The organism is Paenibacillus sp. Marseille-P2973, assembly GCF_018101095.1.
GTDB lineage: Bacteria > Bacillota > Bacilli > Paenibacillales > Paenibacillaceae > Fontibacillus > Fontibacillus vini.
This window is the reverse complement of sequence record NZ_JAGQEH010000005.1, coordinates 250008-275472: the sequence shown is the minus strand read 5'-3', so window position 1 is coordinate 275472 and position 25465 is coordinate 250008. Positions and strand designations below refer to the sequence as shown.

Below are 25465 nucleotides of genomic sequence, written 5' to 3'. Positions count from 1 at the left end.
CGATGAAGGAGCAATTGGAGCAATTTGCAATAGATTATGACCGGAATGAGGAACGCCTGACCCTTCAGGGCGACGATCAGAGCAGCATTCATTATCCCGCTTTGTTTCTGTTCATTGGTGACAAGACCGCGGAGGCGATCGACGTAGTCAAGGAACTCAATGACCGAAAATGGGATAACAGCAAAGGGGTTATGTATTTACATGTCATGACCGCACAAGGGGTATCTGCTCAATCAGAGGGCAGCTCTTCGGTTTCGGTCAAAAGGCATATTCTCGACGGTATAGGGGGAGGGGACGATCCGAAGACGGTTCGTCCCCGCATGTACCGGGAGTTTTACCGCAATGGGCAAGGATTGTTTGAATTAAACCGGGCTATTCGCCAGGTCAGCAGCAGTATATCGGAATACGGCCGGCTCTATTCTTCCTTCGACCGGATTCATCTCTCTGTGATTACGCGGGTCGATGACCCGCTTAATGTGTTTGTCCCCGAGCTTTCGCTGCTGGCGGAATCGATCCTCGGTCAATCGTTCAAGTCGGTGCAGATGGATTTGTACGCCTTGATCAGCGAGCGGGAACAAGTGGAGGCGTTCGGCTACGGCAGTTCGGCGGGCGTGGCCTTCTTGCGGGAGCTCGATTATATGCAGCAGCCGGATTATTCTTTTACGGCCAATCTGCACGTCACGGAAGACGGTCTTTCGATTCCGGTGACCCACCGGGCCGCCCCGTTGTTTGATCTGGTGTATGTTCTGTCGGATCGCAACGAGCGGGGGATTATGTCGGCGGGCGAACTGTATAGCAGCTATGAAATGATCAGCCATATCAGTCTATTGAAGAACCGGAAATACAAAGAACAGGCCTTTGATCCGGCTAATAGCAGCTACAACAACACTTCGTTCAAGAATAACATCATGACTCAATCGGGTCGTCAGGGATACGTTTCGGCTGGCTTAGCCAAGGTGAAGCGGCCTAACCAATCGATTGCCTTGGTGGTACTCTATCACTTCTATCGTCAGATGATGACAGATATGGCACAGGACCCGGGGGCAAGCGAGCAGCAGAGGCTGGCTTTGTTCGGCGTAAACCCGGTATTGATCGAGGAACGGGTATCCACGCTGGTACCTGATGTCGAGGCGATTTCCGAGATGCATGCCCTGATGACTAACGAGGTCAGCTATGCGGCTATACGTCAAATGTCGCTTCGGGAGGCGGAGGAAGCGTTGTTCGGCGGCGGTTGTGCCGCCTTCTTCCGAAGCAACTACGAAGAAACAGCCCGGCGGCGGCTGGAACAGCTGAATGTAGCGGAAGAACTGGATCATGCGGTACGGACCGGCATGGCTGCTGACCCGCTTATCGGCCTGTTCCAGCTGTTTCACTGGAGTGGTGAGCATAAAGAGAACGGCGGAATAAGGCCGTTTTTGCAAGCCTTGTACCGGGAAACGCAAATGGAGCTGGACTTGGCGAAGGCCGAGTTGGACCAGATTTCCGGAGGAATCGTGGATCATTTGTCTTTTAAGCGGGTGCCGTTTATGGATAAGCGTAATTTGCGGGCTTGCATCTCGGAGCTGTTCCAGACCGTCTATTACAGAAAGCGGAAACTGCTGGTTCTGGAGATGAAGCTGAAGCTGATCACGAGGATCGAGGCGGAAGTCGAGGCCTTGCATAAGCGTTACGGCGGTAAGATCACTCAACTGGAAAGCCTGGAAAGCCAACTAAAAGAGGCGGCTCAGGAGAGCGTAACCTGGGCGGACGACTACATCGGCCAAAATATTATGGAATACTACGAGCTGGTGACAAAACGCGTGATCGACGAATGGAAGGCGAAGCGCGGACCTGGCGTATTTTTTGAAGATAGAATGCTTGGTAATCAGCGGGAACTGCTGGATCATAACGGAACAGAGGGCCTTCTGACGAAACTGATTTCGGTTTGCCGGGACACTCTGCTGACTTCATCCTATTTCAAGCTGACGTTTGAAGAAGAGTTGCTGCAGCGTTCGAATGTTACGATTGATTACAGCAATAAGGAAGTTCTTTCGAAGGACGAATTGTTCAAGAAGCTGTATCGAACCCTCGAAGACCGCGCCGCCATCCATTTGCGGCTGTATGATTACACGCAGGAACACCGTTATGAAGAGAAGTATATTTTCGGGGATTATGAAAGTGAATTCGTCCGTTATGTGTTTGGCGTCGATGAAACGTCGCGGATCTATAAGCTCGGATGCCTTCATGAGAGACGCAGCAGCGGCGTAGTGAAGCTGAACCTGATGGGCGGTTTTCATTTGGAGGACCTAATGTATTACCGCAATGGCAAGGTGTATTACGAGACCTATCTTGCGAACGGTTATGAGTTTCACGGTATACAACCCGACAGCCTGCCGGAACTGCGTTGAGAGAACTATTAAATCAATGGAAAGGAAGCAAACAAGATGAGGCGTAAAATCAATTTGCTCCTGTTGTTGTTCAGTCTGGTTGGGGGGGCCGTCGGTTTTGTCGTCGGCGAAATCCTGCTGAATCGCCTTCCCGGCGATTTGCCCGGCATGGTGATCATCGGTTTGTATTTCGGGATTCTGGCTCTGTGCATCGGCGTATTCTGTCTGGTGGCTGAAATGACCAAGCCGCGGCTAAACGGGTCTTCCTGGCGCCAACGATACGTAGGCGCTTCTTGGAAGCTGGTCGTTCCGGCAACCCTGGTGATGGTGTTTGTCGTAGGCCTGGCGCTTGAATTCGTTTATGAATTGAATCTCGGCGGGCTGAAGCAGGTCAAGAATATCGTGTTTGTCATCGACGACTCCGGAAGCATGGAGGCCAGCGATCCGGACAATAGCCGTTACGGGGCAACCAAAATGCTGATTAACAAGATGGATCAGGATAAAGAGGCGGCCATCATCGTGTTTGACGATAGGGTCCAGTTGATTCAGCCCTTTGTCAGACTGAAGGATCAAGGGGTAAAAGAAGAGGTGTTCTCCAGACTGGACGGCCTTGAGCCGATGCAGGGGGGAACGAACATTGATCTGGCTCTGACTGAAGCGATGGACCAGATTAAATCGCGAAACTCCTCTAGCCGGGGAACACTGGTAATTTTGCTGTCGGACGGTTATAGCGAAGTGGATACGGCGAATGCGCTCAGCGAGTACAAAAAAGACGGGATCGCCATCAATGCGATAGGTCTCGGATTGGATAATGCGGAAGGCTCCGCTCTGCTTAAAGAAATTGCCGCTCAGACGGGCGGACAATATCAGGATGTGGCCGAAGCGGATCAGCTGACTTTTGCCTTCCAGAAAATATACGACAACATAGGGGAGCGTACCCTTGTAACGAAGCGGACGGGTCCGACGGAAGATAGCGGCATTTACATGGCGCTGCGAATCTTATCGATCCTTCTGATCGGAGCGGTGATCGGATTAGGGCTCGGCATTATGTTTGATAACCGGTATCTGGCCAAGAGCTTCAGCATCGGCGGCGCGGCAGGAGGAATCCTGGCGGGGCTGCTTCTGGAATTCGGATTGTCCGGAGAAGAGTTTATTGATGTAATCGTCCGTCTGTTGGCCTGCTTGCTGCTGGCGGGGGTTATTGCCCTGTTTACGCTGGTGGTGCCTGTAAAAGAGAACCAAGGCAGAATAACCGGGCGCCGTCGGAACGGACATAGCTCCCCGGCCAGCAATGGCATCGGAGAACGGCCGCGGGACGGAGTCAACCGGGGATTCTAGAGCAAGGGAGGTTGAAGAGAACATGCGGGTTATCGATGCGGCACCGTCAACTCCGTTAATTCGGGAAATGAACTACAGTCTGGATGAAGACTGGATATGCCTGCGATGGCGTTGGCCGGAGGGAGTCCAGGCGGTGTATATTCACAAAGGCCCCGCAGACGACTCCTTGGATACATTGCCGGCGGAGACGGACATGAAGCTCTACACGCGGGAGGAATACAAGGCGAACGGCGGCTATCGCGAGCGTCTGGACGGAATTGGACGCGTATTATATACGGTATACGGATGCCTGACGGCAGACGACGAATTGCAGCTGATCCATCAGCAGGACGGGCAGAACCGGTTGGTGATGAATGCCGGCCGAGCACGGATTTATTACTCTGTTACGCAGAAGAACAGCCTGTTCCGCAAATATAAAAGCATTCAGATTCAAGTGATGACGGAGACGGCGCTCGGCAAGGATGTTCTCTGTTACGTCAAGAAACAGGGTGGGTATCCGGCAGGCAAGGAGGATGGGACCGTCTATCATTTTCTGCAGGACTTTGCTCCGGGGAGAAACGTTCTGCCTGTCATCGAGGTGGGCAAAGGCGATTACGTCCGGCTGTTCTTTACGGATGGGCGCAAATACGGACAATTGTATGAGCTCATCGCGGAGTAATCGCAGAGCCTGAAGGAGGAATGAACCATGGGCATTTTCGAGATGTTCAAGAAGAAACCACAGGCCGCGCCGCGGCCGTTATTCTACGATATTGTCTGTCCTTACTGCTTCAGTAAGTTTTCACCGGAGGAAGTAGTGTTCCGGGCGGCACATCACCGGGAGGACGACGAGGACTACGCCCTGGGCGAGGACGAAGCGTTGAACAAGTACCGGGAGCGCTTTGGCCTGGACACGGTCTATGATATGGAGGCGATTATCGCTCCTCATCAGGTTCCGGAGGAACACCGGATTTATTCGGATCACGTGCTGATCGGGCTAAATGACCGCTACGGGATCATCACGCGCCGGAGGTTATGTCCGCACTGCCATAACGAGCTTCCGGTTACCGCCGGCAAAGTGCCGAGCAACATCATCTCCATCATCGGAGCTTCGCAGGTCGGGAAGTCGGTGTATATGACTTCTCTGATTCATACGCTTCAGAATACGACGGCGGATCACTTCGATGCGGCCTGTATGCCGCTGAATGCGGAGATCAGCCGGAAGTTCCGCAGTATGTACGAGGAGCCGTTGTTCGAACGCGGAGATCTGCTCGCTTCGACTCAGAAAGAGAAGATGCAGGAGCCGTTTATTTTTCAGTTTGTGTTTAAGGATGACCGGAAGCCGCCATTGACGCTGGTCTTCTTTGATGTAGCGGGCGAGGGAATGGTGGATCAGGATTATCTGGGATTGCAGGGCCAGCACATCAAGAATTCCTCCGGCATTCTATTTATGGTCGATCCGCTGCAAATCCGCTCGATTCGCGAGAAGATCCGCATCAATATCGGCGGGGAGCCGGGTGAATGGGTCTCCCAGTACGATGAACCGCGGGACGTGGTGCTGACGATGTTCGGGGATTTCATCGCCTATGAGGAAAAGGGGAAAACCGATATTCCAACGGCCGTCGTCCTGACCAAGAGCGATATGCTTCGCGCATTGAGCGATGGGGATGGGGAATACATCAAATCGAACAGTAACGTATTCAACAATGTCGTTCACCGTAAAAGCTTTAATGTCGCCGAATTTGAAAATATCGACGGAGAGATCCGGCGCTTTATCGAGAAGGTCGACCGTCCGTTTAAAGGCACGATGGATGTGTACTTTACTAATACGGCGTATTTCGCGGTTTCCGCGCTCGGGAGCAATCCGGTGGATCAGAAGCTGCAAGGCGTAGTCAGCCCGATCCGGGTGGATGAGCCGTTTATCTGGCTGCTGTACCAGTTGAATTACATCGAGGGGAGAGAATTGCATTGAAGTCCATCTCTCCAGGAAGCATCCAGCAGCAAATGTACACCCGGGAGCGGCGGGGCATATTTCGCTCCGCCGAAGGCTTCGATACGGTAGCCAAATCTCCCGGTCTTGACGCAGCATTCATCAAGAAGATCCTTCATCCGTTCTGCTTGTATGATGCGCCTGCCGAACTTACTGCCCGCAGCGAAAAGGACGCAGCCTTGTATCCCGAGTCCGTCCATTTGTTTCATGCCGAAGGCGGCGAAACCGTGCTTGGGCGCAGCATTTACCAGCCGGTGGATTTCACCGGCTTGCGGAGCGCTTTTTTTACGCATAACTATGTCATCCCCGGAGAACGCTCCGAGGAGATTGTAACGAATTATAAGTCCTTGATCGAAGCCGCCTTTGAAGGCGGGTATGATGTGGAGCGCGGGCTTGAACTGCCTGAATTGCCGCAAATTCCGCACTTGGAAGGGAGCATGGCTGCTGCGGGACTTGCGGGACAAGCGGGACAAGCTTCCGCGAAGGAACGTCTGGCCCGGCTCGGTCTGGATGAACTCCTTTTCAAACAATTGTTGTTCGCCGTAATGACCGCTTCGGGCCAGGGCAGAAAGAAAGTATATATCTCGCTGAACGTCCCTATTGAGGACATTTCCAAAGAGGCGCTCTCTTTGCTGGACATTTTGTATTCCTGCCTTCCTTTTGAGTTCCGCAGACGTCTGGGCTTCCTTACTTATGCTAAGGAACCGACCAACAAGAAGTATATTCATCTTCAGTTTGTGGAAAAAGGGAGCCTGCGCCCTCATGATCGCAATATCGAGAAAGACTTTGTGTTTGATTTGGCTGCCGAGCGGACCGGACAGATGGATCTGGATTGGTCGCGTCAGCCGTACCTCGATCTTGCCTGGAATAGCTTGGAGCACAGGGACCGGCTGGAAGATTTCTTTGTTTTTGCCGATGAAATGCTGGAAGGAATGGGCAGCGAACGCAAGTCGGCCCTGTCCAGCTATCATGAATTGGCCGTATTCTATCAGGTGAAATCCGGCGATGACGCGATGTATGAAGATCATAAGCTTGCGGTTTTGCGGGGATTGCTGGACTATTTGCAGCCGGCCGGATCCCTGGAAACGAGAATGGAGCTGAACGATCTATTCCTGTCCCGCTTTGATCTTGAGTTTGACCGGGTCAGCCAGGGACAAATCCCCGACCTTGCTGTAGCGGAATGCTTCCGTGATTATTTCAGCATTCAAGGAGCCGGGCAGGAGGATAAGATCATCGCTTATTACGTCCGGGCTTTGAAAAATGCTCTGCTGCAGGAACGGCGGGATGCGGCCGATGCATTCTATGCGCTGATTGAAGGGCACCCTGGTCTGGATGCCGCTTTCTTTACGAGTATATTGGCTAACGAGGGGCTCTCCAGAGCTTTATTTGAGCCTTATATTCAAGATAAATTCAATAAATCGGGAGATATCAAGGGAATTTTGAACTTGATCTACTCCTGGGGGGCTAAACACCCGCGGGTGCTTTACAACCCTTCGTTTCAGGAGGCTGCGCGCAACCGGTTGTTGGATATGTTGCGCAGCAATTCGCAGCTGCTTCGTGCCGTGAATCTGATTTTGCTGGAAACCGGCAAATGGTCTGAGGGCCATTCTCCGGCGGATAGCGCATTACAGGATTCGGGTATGGTAGAGACCTTATCCAGGGCAGCTAGCCGGACGTTGCTAAGCGAATTGGATTTGGACAGGCTTACCAAAGAGCAGCTGCTAAGTGCCGAGTTCTTGAGCCGGATCGACGGCAAGGCCTGGGTGCGGGATCAGAAGGATACTCGTTTAAGCGGTAATGCAGCTATGCTGTACGCTCTCCACCGGATGTTTACTGAGGACAAACCGGACGTTGAGGTATTTGACGGATTAGGCTTGATGGAAGTGGACCGCGTTCAACAGATTGTTCGCAGATGGCTTCAGGGCGAGATCAGGCCTTCTGAATTCCATAGACTTGCCTTAGCCTTCTATCGGGAGTCGGAGTCGGGCTTTGTGGAGTATGTCGCGCTGTTTGACTATTTACGCAGAAATGCCGATAACAAGGAAATGATTTATCAGTTTATGCTGTGGTCTCAAGCGCACCCGCATTTTTCGCGTCCCCGGGGCTTGGTTCCTGCCTATGGCTCAGCGATTTTGGCCTACTTCAAAAGACATGATAAGTCCGCCTTCAAGAGCCGCGATTATCGACGGAACTATTTTTCGAAGGCAGGAAAGGCGCTGGGGTCTGTATTCGACAAGGCTAAGCTGGAGTTGTCATCTCCGCTGAGCCGGTTATTGGTCAAGAATCGGAAGGCCGTCGTTGCCGCATCAGCAGTGCTCTGCCTGTTGGTGATCGTTATCGTCGGAGGATTGTGGGTATTGAAAGAGACCGGCGTGATCGGGAAGGATGATAATCCCCCTGCAACGACCGACGGAGCGGGTGATCCGGTGGATCCGGTTTCGGAACCTATAGTATTTGCCGAGCCATTGAAAACCAAGGATGACGGCAAGGCAGAAACGCGCCTGATTTTCCCTTTCGATGATTTGGCCGAGTGCAAAGTATTTGATCCAAGCGCACTGTCCATTCAGGTAACGGGTCAAGAGCCGCAGGAGCTGTCCATGCTGAAATTCACCTCCGAATGTTCTTCCGGCGTTCCCGATAACGGGAACTCGGAGGCAAACGATGGCGGAGATGCAGTTGACCCATCCCAGAATGGTGATGGAAGCAAGGGAGAGGTCGAAGGAAATGAGGCGGCAGGTAAGAAAACGGATCCTGCGACCGGCGAGGTAGCGGACCCGGCAACCGGGAAATCGGAATCTGCTGATACAGGGACCAAAGATTCAACGGACACTTCAGGAACTGACGGCACAGGAACTTCAGGTGCTGGAGCTACTGGTACTGGAAATTCAAGTGCGGGTACGGCAACTTCAGGTACAGATGCAGGAGCTCCAGGTACAGGCACAAATACCGGAACTACCGGGACGGATCCCGCTTCCGAACCGGAAATAAAAACACCGGAACAGTATCCCGGCCGGGTTACCGTCATCGTGGAGCAATCCATTCCTGACGGAAGTGTGATTACCGTGAAGGGGATCGACTATAAAGTTATGGAATTTACTAAGCAGGAGTCTGAGGATCAAACCGATGTCGGTTCCCAGAAACAGACGGAGCCTGGAAAATGAAGACGGCTTAGTCTCACGTTTCACTCTATGGCGTAAAGTAACAGCTGCTCACGATCCTAACGGACGTGAGAGACGTTAAACCTTCCCAAAACGGGGGTTTACTATTTTAAAGGACACCAGAGCCCTTAATCGAGCCGAATTTCGAAGAAAATGGACTTTGCGGACGAATAAGGGCTCTTGTGACCATTAGAATGTTTAGGACGCAAAAACCAGCTAGTTAAGGTCTCCTATGTCCGTAAGGAATTTCCGCGTACCACATTACTCCTCCTCCCACCAGCCACATTGCTCTTCTACTACGCACGCCTTCTCACTCTAACGAACCGTAGTGTTCTTATTAGCAGGAAAATGGCTCATTACCAAATTTAACGAACTCCAGCGGCGCTATTGAGCAAATTGAGGCATGAAAAGTGTCCCTTTGTTTGGAATAAGGGTACTGAAGTTCCTTAGAATCACAGTCGGCTGTATTTTGGTCAAATAAATAGGGTTTATTGGGTTCGTTGTACGCGTAAGTCAGACAAGCCGCAGGCAGGTGGCGGGTGTGAGGCCCGGTGGGCATTGCCGGGCTTTTTTTATTATGGGGTACTTTCCAAGACTGATTTGGCCTTGTGGTTCACTACCAGAAACAATGGATATGTAGAACATAAAGCCATTTACTCGCTTTTGGCTTAACGGTTGTTAAATAAGAGGAGACCTGTGGATGGAGGAATCTTAATGAATATATTTACAATTGGACATTCCGATCATTCACAAGAGGACTTTATCGCAATGTTAGGCGTTGCCAATATAGAATTTGTCGCCGATGTTCGTGCCTTCCCCGCTAGCAGGAAGCATCCCCAATTTAAGAAAGAAGAAATGGTAAAATGGCTGTCCGGAGGAAATATCGGGTACCAGCACTTTCCGCAGCTTGGCGGGAGGCGGGGGGAATCGTCCCTGGTGGGAACAAGTTTGAACGAGGGATGGAATAATCCATCTTTTCATAATTATGCGGACTATACGTTGAGCGAGGAATTCTCTGCAGGCATTGAGGAACTTGTGAATAAAGCAGATTCGATGAATCTCGCTTATATGTGTTCAGAAAGGCATCCGGCGCGTTGTCACCGTCTGCTAATCAGCAACTGGCTTACGGTAAATGGGTGGGATGTATACCACATTATAGACAATTCCCAAGGTGAACCAGAGCTCGTTAAACATCAGCTTGGAAGATGGGGAGCCATGCCGATCATTGAGGAAGATGGGACTATTGTTTATCCGAAAATGGGATGAGATGAGCGAACGCCTTCATTGACAGAACCTGCGGTCAGTGATATCTTCAAACAGGTATTGATCCGCATCGGGCGCAGACCTGGATATATTCATATCTTGTCGTAATTTAACCGATACACTGATTAAGAGCTCTTCACACGAAGGGTTTTTTCCATTTTAGAGAAAAGAATGTGATGATCTTGAAGCAGCTTCGCTTGCGTTTTCAACAGAAGGGCTTCCTGGACAAATATTTTACCGGGGAGTCGATGGATTACCGGCAAATCATAGCTTTGTTTCTTCCGATTCTGATCGACCAGGCGTTCATCGTCGGATTGAATCTGGTGAATACCGCCATGATCAGTTCGTCCGGGGTGGCGGCTGTGAGTGCGGTAAATATGGTCGATTCGCTGAATATTTTCCTCATCAATGTGTTTGTAGCCGTAGCTACCGGGGGGACGGTGGTCGTTGCGCAGTATAAAGGCAGCGGCAATGACCTGATGGTGTCCCGGGCTTCAGCGAGTACGGTTAGTTCAGTGTCCATGCTGGCCCTGGGGATCGGGCTCCTGATTATGGGCTTTCATAACCCGGTGCTCAATGTCCTGTTCGGATCAGCCTCGGCGGACGTACTGGATAGCGCCCGGATTTATCTCATCGGGAGCAGCATCTCCTATGTAGGTATCGCGGTGGTTCAGGCGGTCTGCGGGGCGCTCCGCGGAGTCGGCAAGACTCGTGCGTCGCTAGCCCTGTCACTGATCATGAATCTTCTGTACGTATTGCTGAACGTGGTCTTTATTAACGTCCTCGATATGGGTGTACTTGGGATGACGCTCGCGGTAAATATCGCCCGCTATGCGGGGGCCGCTTGCGCGCTGTATTACTTGTTTAAACTGGATGGTACGCTGCATTTGCGAATCCGCGATCTTTTTCATATTCCGTTATCGATGCTTAAAAAAATCATGTTCATCGGCGTTCCGTTCGCGGCCGAACAGATGTTTTTCAACGGGGGCAAGCTATTGACCCAGGTATTTATCGTCAGCCTGGGCACTTACGCCATCGCGACCAATGCGATCAGCGGCTCGCTGGCCATGGTGTTTCAAATTCCCGCCAGTGCATTGTCCTTGACCATCGTCACCGTAGTGGGCCAGTGCATCGGGCGGGGGAATATTGAGGATGCCCGGAAATTTATCAAATCTTTTCTCTGGCTAGGTTCAGCTTCTCTCGCGTTAATCGGACTGATTCTGATGCCGTTATTCCGGCCGTTGGTGGGCATTTTCGATCCGCCGCCTGAAATCGTCGATGATATCTTCCTGGTGCTGCTGGTTAATACCATTGCCCAGGTGCCGCTTTGGGCTATCAGCTTTATATTGCCGTCCGCCCTCCGGGCTGCGGGAGATTCCAAGTTTACCTCGATTACCTCGATGATGACGATGTGGCTGTTCCGGGTCATTCTCGGATACATTCTCGGCATTGTGCTGGGCTTCGGAATTCTCGGTGTCTGGCTGGCGATGAACTGCGAGTGGGGTGTGCGCGGAGCACTCTTCCTGTGGCGTTTCCGCGGCAAGAAGTGGTATGCGCATAAGCTGATTTAACGTTAATGACGGTAAAACAATAGCGTTATAAACGAAGTAGGGGCGATCTGACGATCGCCCTTTTTTGCGTTTCAGGCAAACGGATGGATTGTTTGTATCCTTATGGAATGAAAGGAAATTTTTATGGAATGATGTAGTGTTTTATTGTATCCTAGCGTATGAGGCACTGGCATCCTATATTCTGGAAATTGGGTGAGTTCATTGTTGATGTGCAAATGGTGCATGAATTATTTACGAAAGAGGTGTTGAAGTGAAAAGGTTGTGGTTGGTTTTAATTGGAGTCATGTTAGCGTTGACGGGGTGTTTCGGAAATGCCGGAACCGATTTGAACTCCGTTGCGGAGGTGGCTCTGACAGAGAACAACGAAAGCGATAAACTTGAGGCCGTAGATACGGCTACCGGAGAATTGAGCGTGCTCGACGTCAAGAAGAAGTACGGATCGGATACCGATCAGGCTATGATGCCGATGTACAATGTGGCGAAGGACGAAAGGTTTACGTTCCAATTCAAAAGCAGGTTCGATGACCTGATGGCCTCGGAAGTGGTTACCGTACATACGGACATTAAGGCACTACCCAAAAGCCAAGTGCTAACCTCCACTTTCTTTAAGAACATGACCCAAACCGATACGGTGGAGATCAGTCCGCTGGGCAGCGTGCTGGATTCGTCCGATACGCTCGACGGTTTTGGAGGATGGGGAAATGCCCCGATTTACTACATACGAATCAACTACGATCTGGACGCTCCGGAGCCTTCCAAGCTGGAGAAGCCGATCATCATTCCTTTCACGATCAAATCCGAAATTCCAGTGCCGACATTAAGATACGAAATCAACGAAAAGGGAGAATTCAAGCTGCTTTGGGACCCTGTCGAGGGAGCCGAATCTTACCGGATTTATCGCGATTCCAAGTTCGGCGACCTGCTGGCGATTGAGAATTTGCCGGTATCCGGGCCGGAAGAGGCGTATGCCGGAGGAATTCCGAGCCTGCTGGAAGAGGTAAAGGCAACAGAGTTCTTTTATGACTCGAGCGAGGATCGCACCGATCCGGATTACATTTCCTTTCAAAATGCGGGGGTATACGGCGAGTACTACGTCACCGCGATTCGCGGCGGCAAAGAGTCAAACTTCAGTAACGTAGTCAGCACGTATCCTTTGTCTTCCCGGATTCCGGCGGATTGGGAGGGGAACATCACCTACGAAGCCTATAGCGATATTTCACAATTGCCGACAACGACCGAGGTTACTTTCATTGACGGTTCCGTGAAAAGCCGAAACCTGATTTACGATACCTCCCGCACCAACCTGGAGGATTACCGGCCCACCATTTATGTGGGAGTGGAAGGAACGGCGTTAAAAGGGTATGTCTACGTACAGAACATCACCGCCGCCGATCTTGATCAATTAAATGAGCAGCAGCGTCGGGCTAAGCCGAGTACAGGGTATGTAGAACCCAAGAATGACACCGAGTATATTCCCGATCCGAATGTTCCTACGGTCATAGAAGAAGGAGACTCGGGTGCGCAGCAAGGCAGGGAACCGGAGAACATTACGGAGTCGCAAAAGGAAAATACGAAGAAAAGAGTGGAGGATGGCGACAAGGGGAAAGTTCAAGTGCCGGAGATCGTCAAAGAGGTTCCGGTGAACGCCGACTCGGCTGTGGAGGAAATCGTCGCTCTAAGTATGATAGACACTGTGCAAGAGGTGTCGTTGGAGGCCTTCCCGGAGGCGCAGAACTTCGAGACTTTATCCGACATGGTTCTAAAGGTGATGTACCAAAATCCTCTTGTGCTTGGCGTAGAAGGTTTCCAATACGATTACAAAACGCTGACCCTCCATATCAAATATAATGACTCGGCAGCTTCGATTAAGAAAAAGCAGAAGGAAATCATCGACGAGGCGAAGAAGGTCGTAGCTTCCGTCATTACTGCGGAGATGTCGGCGGAGGATAAGAGCAAAGCCATTTACGAATATCTGAACGAAAACACCAAATATGACGACGCGGCATTGGAGGATGCGAAGGCAAACGGCTACCGTACCGTTGACTCGAAATTCGATGATTCTTTTACAACCTACGGTATTCTGGTTAAAAAGGTCGGAGTCTGTGCCTCCTACGCTTCTGTTTACAAGCTGCTGGGAGATCTGGCCGGTCTGGAAAGCGTCGTGGTGACCGGAGACATGGGAGGCGTGCCGCATGCCTGGAACAAAGTGAAGCTGAATAACGGGTGGGTACATGTGGATTCCACCAATAATGAGACCAATAGCGGGGTGCCTTACTTGTTGTTCAATTCTAGTGATGATACGGCTCAAACGCTTAATTATTCGCTCAACAACGAGTTTTGGGTAGATGCCGAAATACCTGAATTCGCGGCGGTAGACGATTCCATGGAATATTACAAGGCGAATGGATTGGAAGTAAAAAGTGTACAGGAGTTCGGATCCAAGCTGGAAGAGAAAGTTAAAGCAGGGGAAACTTATATTGTGCTTCGTCTTGCGGGCAAGGTAGATGAGGAAGCTTTGGCCACCGAAACGGGGAAGGCTTTAAGCAGTTTATCTGATGAGCAATACGAGAATGTCCAATTGGCTAGCCTTAGCAATTATATTTTGGTCTATTATTGAATTAAAAAGACAGAAGCGACCTTCCGGGGTCGCTTTTGTCTTTTATGAACAGCTCCGCCTCAAGCGCGCTTCATTCCCTCCGCCAATTCAACGAGCTTGTTCATAGTCTTCCAATTCCGGACTGTTGCCTCTACCCCCAGCTTATGCAGGTTAGCGGCCAGCTTCGAGTCCCGGATACTGTCCCGGAACAACAAATATACGTCGCGGCCCGCGATGATATACAGATCGGTGCCGCGTTCCACCGCCTCCAGCTTGTCCACTCCCGCCGGGGCCGGCGGTTCCGTAAGCATGGCGACATGCAGGCTTTCGCCGACACGCGTGGCCGCTGCCTCGGCCACAAGCTCCTCGGGGAACGGGCATTGTTCCACGATCCCCTTCACTTCCTCCGCCGTTCGAAGCATCACGGTCAGCTTGATCCCGAATACCGCCTCGATCATCCGCTCGAGGTCCTGACGAAGGGAGGGCTCGTCCTTTTCCGATTCAAACAGCACGTTTCCGCTTTGAATATAGGTTTGTACCCGGGTCAGCCCGATCTTTTCCAGCTCCGCTCGTAAATCGGCCATTTTGATCTTGTTCTTGCCGCCGACGTTAATGCCCCGCAGCAGGGCGACATAAATCCTCATTTTCGTTCTCCCTTCATATTGGAACCTTTCATTCTAGAAATTACCATAACACTATCATTGTTAAAAAGCGATAATTAGGGTACCGGCCGGAGACGGCTTAATTCATGAGCAGCCCAGCTCAAAAAAAGGGGAATCCGCAGCCAGCCTAGAATTAGATAAACTCGAATGCAATATGCAGCAGGACGGAACCGAAGGAAGGCGGATAAGGACATGAAAGCTCGTATTAGCCGATGGAATACCCTGCGAAACCAGATGCTGGTAGGGTTCCTGTTTGTGATGATGATTATTTTGTTCGTAGTGGGTGTCGTCACTTTCGATTCGGTTTCCCGGCTATTGAAAAATAATGCGGAAAAGCATATTCAACAGACGGCGATTCAGGCAAACGGCCGGCTGGAGGCGGTGCTCAATCAGATTGATTCGCTGACGACCCAGGTCGCTACAAGCGCTTATGTACAACAACTTCTGCTCAACGAAAAAAACGGGAAGCAAGCGACCTTTTCCGAGCGGCAGGGACTGCTTGCCAGCATAAGAATCGTTCAGACCTATGCGGATGGTATTACCTCGGTCGAGTTGTACAGCAGCGAGTATCGCCGTCTGTTTCCTTTAGATGGCAGCAATTTGGAGAAAAAAATAACTCTTAACTGGATTACGAAGGCAAGAGAAGGCAAGGGGCGGATGATCTGGGCCGGCATCGACCCCAAGGATCCGAATTCCTTGCTGGCCATTCGCAGCGTCAGTCTGATGGATCAATGGTTTACATCAGGCGGGTATCTGCTTGTCCGGATGGACCGGGCCGCGCTAAAAATCGGCGAATCGCTGGCCGGGGAAGCCGGGGGCGAGACGATGCTGGTCGTCGGCCACAATTACAGCCTGATCGCGACGAATGACGACCGTTTTCCGGTCGATTCGATCCAAATGCTGATGGAAGCCCGCGAACCGATCGTGGCGCTCGGCAAGAAGAAATACATGCTGGTCAAGCAGCAGTCCGAGGTTACAGGCTGGAGTTTCCTGATCCTGACGCCGGTCAGCGCCATTACGGACGGTATTTCCGTACTCCGCACGGCAATTCTCGTTTCAGCGGGGATCGGCACGCTCCTGTTTATCGTATTGTCCTTTTTAATGTCAACGATCATTACGCGCCCGATTTTTAAATTGATCAAGACGATGCGCAGTGCGCGGCTCGGAGGTCTGAAGCCGACTACGCAAATTTCATCCACCATTGAGATCAACGAACTGAATCATACCTACAATCAGATGGTTGAGCACATGAACGAACTGATCAAACTGGTCTATGAAAAAGAGATCATACAGAGCCGAACGGAGCTTAAAGCGCTCCAGGCCCAGATCCATCCGCATTTCCTGTTCAATACTTTGGAGGCGCTTTACTGGTCGTTACAGGAGAAGCAGGAGGAAGAGCTCGCAGAGTTTGTGGTTGCGATGTCCGACTTGTTCCGGTATACGATTACCGGTCCGAACAAGGAAGAATGGGTCACGCTGGGGGATGAACTGGAGCATATTGAACGCTACCTCCTGATTATGAAAATGCGGCTGGGCGAGCGGTTGACCTGGTCGATCTCGTCATCGCCTGCTTATGCCTCTATAAATATGCCCAAGCTGCTGATCCAGCCGCTGGTCGAGAATGCGATTCTCCATGGCGTCGAGGGCAAAATCGGGCCCGGTACGGTTGCCGTGCATGTCTCGCTTGCCGAAGATGCCGCGCACTTGGTCGTCACTGTTAAAGATGACGGCAAGGGGATGAACGGTGAAACGCTCCGTACTATAGTTACCGCGCTTAATACTGGCAAGACCCCTTCCGCCAAAGGGTCCGGTATCGGGATTTTCAATGTACAGCAGCGGTTGAAACTTTACTACGGCGACTCGGGAGGAGAAACACCCGGACTTTCGATCAAAAGCAGCGAGAACGAGGGGACTGCAGTCAGCCTGGTAATTCCAATCCAGACGGGAGGGATGGACTATGTTTAAACCGAAAACGATTTTGATCGTCGATGACGAACCGCGAACCAGACAGGGACTGAAAAATATGCTGGAGGCCTGGGGCGGCGGACGCTTTGAGGTAAAGACGGCGGATAATGGCCGGGATGCCATTACGATACTGGAGAACGAGCCGGTACATCTGTTGATTACCGACATCCGCATGCCGGAAATCACGGGATTGAATCTGGTTAAGCAACTGGAGTCGGCTTCTCTGACTTATAAACCTGCGGTAATTCTCATTTCGGGATATGCCGAATTCGATTACGCTCACCAGGGCATTCAGCTGGGCGTGGTCGAATATTTACTGAAGCCGATCCGCAAGGACAAGCTGATCGAAGCCGTGGAGCAGGCTTTGGAGGCTGGAGAGCACCGTAACCGGATCAGCAGAATCCAGCGGATCGTCGATAGCAAGCTGATCCAGGCGACCGACGACATGGAGCCGGTCAGCGAACCGGTCAGGGAGGCGCTTCAGTACGTGGAGGCGCATTTAAATGAGGGATTCGGTCTGCGCGAAGTGGCCGATCACGTCCATTTGAATCCAAGCTACTTCAGCGTTCTGTTCAAGGAGCAGATGCAGATGACATTCATTGAATACCTGACCCGTGTGCGGATTCAAAAGGCCAAGGAACTGCTGCTGCAGACCAGGCTGTCGGTAGCGGAAATCGCAGAACGCGTGGGGTATCAGACGACCAAGTACTTCAACAAAGTGTTCAAGGAGTACGAAGGGCACAGTCCCGGATTGTACCGGAGCGAGGTCAGGAACCAGAATCCCGAAGTCTGAGGCCTGGCGCCGATTCCAAATAAAATGGAACAATATCCATAAGCTGTACCCTTATGTCCTTATAAGGCAGGGTGTTACACTGGGTTCAGAGGGAAAACGCATACATTTTAGTCGCAACGATAAGGGGGACAGGCTTGCATGAAAGAAAAGGCGTTTTCGGCATCCATGTTATTGCTGGTGTTGGCCTTGATTCTGGCTGCCTGCAGCAGCGGTACTAAGAATAGAGATTCGAACCTGAACGGTAACGGCGTATCCGCAGAGGAGGACTCGGGCAGTAGCGCCGCTTCGACCGGCGATAAAGTGACGATTAAAATGATGCATCTTTGGCCGGACAGCAGCAATTCCGCGCAAAACAAGCTGGTAAATCAAATTATCGGCGAGTACGAGCAGGCCCATCCTAACGTTAACATCGAAACCGAAGTTCTTGATAACGAGCCGTACAAGAACAAAATTAAAGTGTTGTCCGCGTCCAACAGCTTGCCCGATGTGGGATTTACCTGGGCGGCGGGATTCCTTGAGCCCTATGTGAAGGGCGAGATGTTTGCTTCACTCGATGATCTTCTGCAGGGGGAACTGAAGGATAAATTCGTGGCCGGTACGACGGAAGCCTATGCTTTTGAGGGAAAGACGTATGCACTTCCCGTGGAACTGAACATCGTTCCTGTCTACTACAACAAAGAAATATTCGCCAAATACAATCTTCAACCGCCGCAAAGCTATGAAGAATTAAAATCTATCATCAAAACGTTGAACGACAACAGGATCACTCCGATTGCCCTTGGCTCCAAGGATGCCTGGACCGGATCGTTCTGGTATATGTACCTCGCCGACAGGATTGGAGGTCCTGATGTGCAGGACCGGGCGGTTGCGAGCAGCAATTTTAGTGATCCCAGCCTGATTGCGGCTGCGAGGGAAGCTCAGGAACTGGTGAACAGCAACGCGTTCGTCAAAGGTTTTAACGGATTGTCCAACGATGAGGCCAAACTGGAATTTATGAATGAAACGGCAGCGATGTATGCGATGGGAACGTGGGAAGTTCCCAACTATACGACGAGGGCGGACATTCCGCAGGAGTTCAAGGACAAGATCGGATTCTTTAAATTCCCGACGATCGAAGGCGGGAAAGGTAACATCGACGATTGGGTCGGAGGCGTTGGCGTCGGCTTGTTCGTAGCCGAAAATTCCAAGGTGAAAGAGGACGCCAAGAAGTTCGTCAGCTTCTTCGTGCAACGGTGGGGAGAGCTTTCGGTAACCGAAGCGGGAATAATCCCCGGAACGAAGGTCGATACGACCAGCGTGAATTTGCCGCAAATGTTCACCGATGTGCTGAACGAGTTGAACAATGCAAGCAAGGTTATTCTGTATCTGGACGTGCAAATGAAACCGGTCGCCGCGGAAGAGCATTACAACCTGATCCAAGCGCTTTTAGGCAACGCGATTACCCCCGAAGAGTTTGCTGCGAAGCAGGAAGCGGCTTTGAAGAAGGGAAAATAAGAAACTCGGGATTGACGGACTTGCAGCGTAGTATTATCCTTTCCTTGTACAGCGTCCAATCTTCCTAAGGAGAGTCAGAATTATGTCCAATTTCGAGATAATCAATGAGGTTCCGATCAAAAGGAAAGCGGTTGCATTCACTTTTGACGATGGTCCCAACCCGGTCTATACGCCCCAGGTGTTGGATATATTCCGGGAGGCCGGAGCAAAGGCCACCTTTTTTATGATTGGCAGCCAGATGGAGTTGAGCCCTGAGTTGGTAAGGGAGGCTCACGAGCAGGGTCATGAGATCGGAAACCATACCTATACGCATCCGAGCCTGCCGGAGCTTCTCAAACAGGAATGCAGAGAAGAGCTGATTCAGACCGAGAAGCTGATTGAGAAGTTGACCGGAGTCGCTCCGAAAGTGTTCCGTCCGCCTTATTTTGCATATAACGAGCTGGTAGCGGAAGTTGTTGAGGAGCTTGGCTACAAGGCGATCGGGGCTCTTAACGGAGCAGCGACGGACTGGGAGATGCCGGGCGTCCGGCATATTGTTGACAAAAGCAGGGAGCAGGTGAGACCGGGCAGTATTTTGATCTTTCATGATGGATACGATGACCGGTCCCAGTCCGTGGAAGCCGTTCGAATTTTAGTATCCGAATTGACAGCCGAAGGGTATGAACTGGTGACGGTTAGCGAACTGCTTCAGAGCGTTTAATAGAGACAAGCTAAAAGTAAAGACCGGTACAGGATGAATGAATCCGATGCCGGTTTTTTCTATGATCTCGGCTTCGAAATCCATAGACGGGACTCAAATTTAAAATATTTTGGATCCTACGCAAGAAAAGCCTATGATCCTCTATTCATTTGAATTACTATCATATTATAATCACTACAGATATCCACAACAGGCATCATGAGAGGCAGGAATGAAGATAGTGTATTTAGAAGGCAGCTATAACTCCTATATCGTTGTGTTATCCATTTTTATTGCCATATTAGCTTCCTATTCGGCTCTAACCATCACAGCGAGAATTACGCGGGAGACGGGCAGGACCCGGTTTTATTGGATCATGGCCGGCTCCTTCGTAATGGGTACGGGGGTTTGGGCGACGCATTTCGTCGGCATGCTGGCATTCCACTTGAAGATGACTGTCAAATATAATATAGGCCTCACTTTGCTTTCGATGATGGTGAGCATAATATCTTCATTTATTGCGTTTTATCTGACCCTGCCTAAAAATATAGATTGGATTAAATTTGCCGTCGGCGGCTTCGCTATGGGCAGCGGGATTGTAATCATGCATTACGTGGGCATGGAAGCAATGATGATGTCTGCACATATATCGTACGATCCGTTGTATTGGACCTTGTCCGCCGGCATTGCTCTAGTCGCTTCCTATGCGGCCATGTTTCTGCTGCTGCGGTTCCGGACCCAATACGGAACAAGCTGGTTGAAGTGGCTGTCAGCCTGCCTAATGGGGCTTGCGATTTGCGGGATGCATTATACGGGAATGAAAGCCGCCAATTTCACCGAGCATGCGGGCGCGGTGTTAGAGCCGGAGCCTGTAGCCGATTATATGCTGTTGCTGGGCGTTACTATAGTTATCTTTAGTATTTTTCTGGTGTCGTGGGGCGCGTTATTCTTTGACCGGTATTTCCTGGAGAAGATGGCTTACCTGGATACGGTCACCGGACTTCCTAACCGGAATGAAATGAACCGTTTTTTTGACAGGCATACCGGTGAAGAGAGCATCGGGGTCTTGTTTATGGATCTGGACCAATTCAAAGCGGTAAATGACACGCTGGGTCACCATATTGGGGATTTTCTCATCCAGCAGGTAGGCGAACGGTTAAGTAAATTCGTGCATAGCGGGCTCGAAGTGTTTCGGATGGGCGGCGACGAGTTTTTGATTACCGTAGCGCCATGCGATCAGGAACAGGCCGAACGGTTAGCGGAACAAGTTCTGAAGAGCATTAAAAAAGTATATTCCATTCAAGGTAACGAGTTGTTCATTACGGCAAGCATCGGGATCAGCATAAGCTCTATCCACGATACGGACCGTTCCGTTTTGCTGAAATTTGCGGATACGGCGATGTATAGAGCCAAGGGAGCGGGAAAGAACCGGTATTGCGTGTACAGCGAGGAAATGGGAAAACAGGAGCTTCGTAAAATGGAGCTGGAGAAGGACCTTCACCCGGCGCTGGATAATGAGCAATTTTTTTTGGTATATCAGCCAAGATGGAATGTGAAGGAAAATTGTCTGGCCGGCTGGGAGGCCTTGATCCGTTGGAATCACCCCCGGCTCGGGATTATATCTCCGGGTGAATTTATACCTATCGCCGAGGAGACCGGCCTGATTGTACCGATGACGGACTGGACGCTCAAGAAGGCTTGTCTACAATGCCGGGAATGGCAGGCACGAGGAGTTCTGGAGCCGATTTCCGTGAATCTCTCCGTCCGTTTGTTTCAGACGGGAAGTTTGCAGAAGACGGTCCAAAGAATATTGGACGAAGCGGGCTTGGATCCGCAATGGCTGGAGCTCGAAATTACGGAATCGATGGTGCTGTATGACATCCAGGAAATTATCCGGCAAATCGAAGGCATCCGAAATATGGGGGTCAAGATTTCGATGGATGATTTCGGGACAGGCTATTCCTCCATTGGCCTGCTGGACATGATTCCTCTGGATACGCTTAAGCTGGACCGCCTGTTTACGAATAACTTGGAGAGCCCGACCAAGCGGGCCATTATTAGCGCTATCATTCTCATGGCCGAGAATCTTCATCTGGAGGTCATTGCCGAGGGAGTCGAGAACCAAGAACACGTCGATTTTTTATTGCAGCTCGGTTGCCGCAATATGCAGGGATATTTTTACGGCAGGCCGATGAGTATTGAGCAAATCGATGAGTGGATGAAGCAGAGGAGCATTATATAATGAGATCCGATACACGGGCATTGCATAGAAAAATATTAATCACTTATTGGGTTGTCCTTGGCATATCCGTAATTGCGGAAATGGTCGCCCTTTATGTGAAATTTACGACTGAACCCGATCGGGTTTCCGAATATCTGGTCCATACGATGTTCCTGCCAACCGCTATTCAACTCCTTGTGTTGGGAATCAATGAGGTCGCCTACCGGTTTCGGATCGATCAGCCCTTGCTCATTATTCTAAGCGGCACTTGTATCGCCTCCGCTTTAATGATTGCCAATAAGACGATTCATCTTCAATATATATTTCTTCTTTCATTACTGGTCTCCATGTTCTATTTCAACATTAAAAGGCTTTATTTTGCCTTTGCAGTCAATATGGCGGCTTTTGGAATGGTGTACTGGGCGTTCCCCCGGATCCGGGAGAGCATGGGAGGATATGAGATTTCGGCCTTTATCTTTGCCATGGTCGGGATGCTATACATCTTGCGGGGCATTATTCAGAGGGGCGAGGAAATACTGAACGACCTCATGCGCATGGTAAGAAGCGAACAGGAACTGGTGGTCAAGAATGCGTTGATGGATCGGATGGTAAAAATCGATGCATTGACCGACCTTTACAATCACAAGACTTTGCATGAGTACCTGGATCAGTTGATCGAGCAAAGCAATAACTGCGAAATGCCGCTTCAGCTAGCAGTCCTGGACATCGATGACTTTAAGAGCGTCAATGACACGTTCGGCCATGCGGTAGGGGACATCATCCTGGCCCGGGTAGCGAGTACGCTGAAGGAATCCTTCTCCCCGTATGAAATTATCGCAAGATACGGCGGAGAGGAATTTGTTGTGATATTTCCGGGGAAAACGCTGGAAGAGGCTTACCGGGAGACAGAAAAGGCTAGAGAGAACATCTGGCGCCTCGGGCATGAGGAAATGGACGGACGCCGGATTTCGGTCAGTATCGGACTGGCGGAATACCGGGCAGGACGGACCCGTTCGGATTTGTTTGAGCAGGCGGATTCACTGCTTTACGAAGCCAAGAAAAGCGGAAAAAACCGGACCATGCTGCAAGCCTATGAGGTCGTATCCTGACAGGCTATACATATAGGTCCGGTTTGCGAGATTAGCGGTATGAAATAGGATGAGTATTCTAAACCAGCCAGTTTTCACCGCCGGTTAAGTACTTCTCCGTTAATATGGTCAACAATTGGATGCCGACCTCGTTATGCCCGCCTTCGGGGATGATCAGGTCGGCGTATTTTTTGGAGGGCTCGATAAACGCCTCATGCATCGGCTTCACTGTGGCTAGATATTGCTGATGGATGGAGTGGATTGAGCGGCCCCGTTCCTCGATATCCCGCAGAACACGACGCAGCAGGCGAACATCGGAATCCGTGTCCACAAACACTTTGATATTGAGTAAATTGCGGAGTTTTTCGTCATAGAGCACGAATAAACCCTCGACAATGGCAATGCGGTTTGGTTTAAGATGAACGGTATCCGAGGCCGAGCGGGTATGTTGGGTAAAATCATATACCGGCGCATAGGCGGCTTGTCCGCTATTGAGAAGGGTTAAATGCTCGATCAGTAGCTCGTTGTCAAACGCGAAGGGATGATCGTAATTGGTCAGCTGACGTTCATCCATCGTTAAGTGAGACTGATCTTTATAATAATTGTCCTGCGATATAAACGTAACTTTATCCGATCCAAGCTGCTCAATGACGGAGCGGGCAACTGTTGTTTTTCCGGAGCCGGTGCCGCCGGCGATGCCGATAATTAACATGGCGATTCAAATAACCTCCTACTTAATTTCCCTAAGAACATTTCAGTATTGTAGCATAGCATCCGTATTTTTTCACCATCGCAGCAGGCCTGTTTTGCGCGGTTTTTGTTCATGTGTCGAAATTATGGCGCGCATAACCCGGGCTCTTAAGCGGCTTGGGTTGGCTTCATAGAATGAATTCGATATAATCTATGAAAGAATATCTATGAGAGGGGAAATTTGGAAGATGGGAATGAAGAGAATAGCAGCCTCCTTTTTATCGCTGCTTTTAGCGGTGACTTTGTTTGCGCCAGCGGCCTCCGCTGCCGCCAAACCGGTGGCACTGCAAGTGGATGGGGAGCGGGTCGGATTTGACGGACATGCGCCGGTGATCGATCGCGGGATGACCTTGGTCCCTATGGAGGAACTGTTTGAGGCGCTCAATTTCAAGTTTGAACAGGATGCCAAGTCCAAACTTGTCAAAGGAACGAAAAACGGACTGACGATCGAGCTTGAGAACGGCCGGAATGCAGCCGTCGTCAATGGACAATCGGTTCAGTTAAGCTCCGCGCCAAAGCAGATTGAAGGAGTTACATATCTTCCGGTACGTTCGTTCGGGGATGCAGCCGGATACGAGGTTTTCTGGGATGAGGCGTCCCGAACCGTAATCCTGAAGAGCAAGGAGGTAGCGGCAAGCGGACGCGGATTCCTGTGGGAGGTCGAGAATGCCGGCAATAAGGTATATTTGCTCGGTTCGATGCACCTGGCGGACGCCAGCTTTTACCCGCTGCATCCTTCTATAGAACAAGCCTTTGAAGAGGCCGATTACCTTGGGGTAGAAGTCGATATTGCGAAGGCCGCCGATCCGGAAACCCAGGAACTGGCCATGAAGCTGGGTGCCTATCAGGATGGAACCACACTGAAGGATCATATTTCCGAGACGACTTACGCCAAGCTGGGTAACATTTTAGCGGAAAACGGCCTGCCTAAGGATGCGCTGGATGCATTCAAGCCATGGGTGGTCGAAACGACGCTTTCAACGCTCCAGGCCTCCAAAACAGGATATGAGGGGCAAACCGGCATCGATCTTTACTTCCTTACGAAGGCGATGGAGCGCAAGCTTCCGATTATCGAACTGGAGTCGTACGAATCCCAATTGGGCATGTTTAACGGCTTTTCGCCGAAGCTGCAGGAAGACAATTTGCTTGCCGTATTGAATAACTTCGATCAAGTTGACGACAGCGTGACTGCTATGGCGGACATGTGGAAAACCGGTAACGACGCGGCCTTGCTGGAGCTGGTCCAGGAAATGGGCAAGAACGAGGAATTCAACAAGGCGATGCTCGTAGACCGGAACATTGCAATGACCGATAAAATCGAAGGCTATTTGAAAGGCCAAAAATCTTCCGTCTATCTGATCGTGGTGGGTGCGGCACATATGGCCGGAGACATCGGGATCGTGAACCTGCTGGAGGAAAAGGGATTTACGGTTACTAGAAAATAGATTTAAGAATACGAATATGAATATGAATATGAATCACAAACAAAGAGCACGCCGGACACGGCGTGTTTTTTGTTTTAAACCGGGTCTCATTTCATGCCAAGCTCGGGGTG

General features: G+C 50.8%; 17 protein-coding genes. 15 read left to right on the top strand and 2 right to left on the bottom strand.

Annotated elements, in window-relative coordinates:
• Positions 1 to 2 precede the first annotated feature (2 nt).
• The 8 genes from KB559_RS13160 (at position 3) to KB559_RS13125 (ending at position 14279) form a co-directional block, all read left to right on the top strand.
• The gene (locus KB559_RS13160) at positions 3 to 2387 is read left to right on the top strand and encodes a transcription initiation factor TFIID (protein ID WP_211022389.1); all 2385 of its coding nucleotides are present in this window, start codon (positions 3 to 5) and stop codon (positions 2385 to 2387) included.
• A gap of 36 nt (positions 2388 to 2423) precedes the next feature.
• The gene (locus KB559_RS13155; protein WP_211022388.1) at positions 2424 to 3704 is read left to right on the top strand and encodes a vWA domain-containing protein; all 1281 of its coding nucleotides are present in this window, start codon (positions 2424 to 2426) and stop codon (positions 3702 to 3704) included.
• Positions 3705 to 3726: 22 nt separating this feature from the next.
• Positions 3727 to 4362, top strand: coding sequence for a beta-mannanase (locus tag KB559_RS13150; protein WP_211022387.1), 636 nt, complete (start codon positions 3727 to 3729; stop codon positions 4360 to 4362).
• A gap of 27 nt (positions 4363 to 4389) precedes the next feature.
• Entirely contained in the window at positions 4390 to 5652 is a 1263-nt protein-coding gene (locus KB559_RS13145; protein ID WP_211022386.1) for a TRAFAC clade GTPase domain-containing protein, read from the top strand.
• Positions 5649 to 8831: a GAP1-N2 domain-containing protein gene (locus tag KB559_RS13140; protein WP_211022385.1), complete on the top strand. Its 3183-nt coding sequence runs from the start codon at positions 5649 to 5651 to the stop codon at positions 8829 to 8831. Before KB559_RS13145 ends, KB559_RS13140 begins: the two co-directional genes overlap by 4 nt.
• A 711-nt stretch (positions 8832 to 9542) precedes the next feature.
• On the top strand, positions 9543 to 10094 hold the full coding sequence (locus KB559_RS13135) for a DUF488 domain-containing protein (protein ID WP_211022384.1): 552 nt from the start codon (positions 9543 to 9545) through the stop codon (positions 10092 to 10094).
• Between the two features lie 173 nt (positions 10095 to 10267).
• A complete protein-coding gene (locus KB559_RS13130; protein ID WP_211022541.1) occupies positions 10268 to 11662 on the top strand; it encodes an MATE family efflux transporter in 1395 nt (464 codons plus the stop codon).
• 259 nt (positions 11663 to 11921) lie between these two features.
• The gene (locus KB559_RS13125) at positions 11922 to 14279 is read left to right on the top strand and encodes a transglutaminase domain-containing protein (protein WP_211022383.1); all 2358 of its coding nucleotides are present in this window, start codon (positions 11922 to 11924) and stop codon (positions 14277 to 14279) included.
• A 59-nt stretch (positions 14280 to 14338) separates the two neighbouring features.
• Here the strand turns inward: KB559_RS13125 and KB559_RS13120 are convergent, their stop codons facing one another.
• Complete coding sequence (locus KB559_RS13120; protein ID WP_211022382.1) at positions 14339 to 14902, bottom strand: DUF1697 domain-containing protein; 564 nt, start codon at positions 14900 to 14902, stop codon at positions 14339 to 14341.
• 210 nt (positions 14903 to 15112) lie between these two features.
• Here KB559_RS13120 and KB559_RS13115 point away from each other — a divergent pair, with 210 nt between their 5' ends.
• The 6 genes from KB559_RS13115 to KB559_RS13090 all read left to right on the top strand — a co-directional run bounded on the left by KB559_RS13115 (position 15113) and on the right by KB559_RS13090 (position 23181).
• Positions 15113 to 16885, top strand: coding sequence for a sensor histidine kinase (locus KB559_RS13115; RefSeq protein WP_211022381.1), 1773 nt, complete (start codon positions 15113 to 15115; stop codon positions 16883 to 16885).
• A complete protein-coding gene (locus KB559_RS13110; RefSeq protein WP_211022380.1) occupies positions 16878 to 17678 on the top strand; it encodes a response regulator transcription factor in 801 nt (266 codons plus the stop codon). Before KB559_RS13115 ends, KB559_RS13110 begins: the two co-directional genes overlap by 8 nt.
• Positions 17679 to 17816: 138 nt before the next feature.
• Entirely contained in the window at positions 17817 to 19172 is a 1356-nt protein-coding gene (locus KB559_RS13105; protein ID WP_211022379.1) for an extracellular solute-binding protein, read from the top strand.
• A gap of 82 nt (positions 19173 to 19254) precedes the next feature.
• Positions 19255 to 19872, top strand: coding sequence for a polysaccharide deacetylase family protein (locus KB559_RS13100; protein ID WP_211022378.1), 618 nt, complete (start codon positions 19255 to 19257; stop codon positions 19870 to 19872).
• A 211-nt stretch (positions 19873 to 20083) separates the two neighbouring features.
• The gene (locus KB559_RS13095; RefSeq protein WP_211022377.1) at positions 20084 to 22093 is read left to right on the top strand and encodes a bifunctional diguanylate cyclase/phosphodiesterase; all 2010 of its coding nucleotides are present in this window, start codon (positions 20084 to 20086) and stop codon (positions 22091 to 22093) included.
• Positions 22093 to 23181 (top strand): GGDEF domain-containing protein, encoded by a 1089-nt coding sequence (locus KB559_RS13090; RefSeq protein WP_211022376.1) that lies wholly within the window; start codon positions 22093 to 22095, stop codon positions 23179 to 23181. The genes KB559_RS13095 and KB559_RS13090 overlap by 1 nt, the downstream gene beginning before the upstream one ends.
• A 58-nt stretch (positions 23182 to 23239) precedes the next feature.
• On the opposite strand, the gene udk is transcribed toward KB559_RS13090, so the two are convergent.
• Positions 23240 to 23872, bottom strand: a complete 633-nt coding sequence (gene udk / locus KB559_RS13085; RefSeq protein WP_211022375.1) for a uridine kinase — start codon at positions 23870 to 23872, stop codon at positions 23240 to 23242.
• Positions 23873 to 24104: 232 nt separating this feature from the next.
• Here udk and KB559_RS13080 point away from each other — a divergent pair, with 232 nt between their 5' ends.
• The gene (locus KB559_RS13080) at positions 24105 to 25355 is read left to right on the top strand and encodes a TraB/GumN family protein (protein WP_211022374.1); all 1251 of its coding nucleotides are present in this window, start codon (positions 24105 to 24107) and stop codon (positions 25353 to 25355) included.
• The last annotated feature ends 110 nt before the right edge of the window (positions 25356 to 25465 follow it).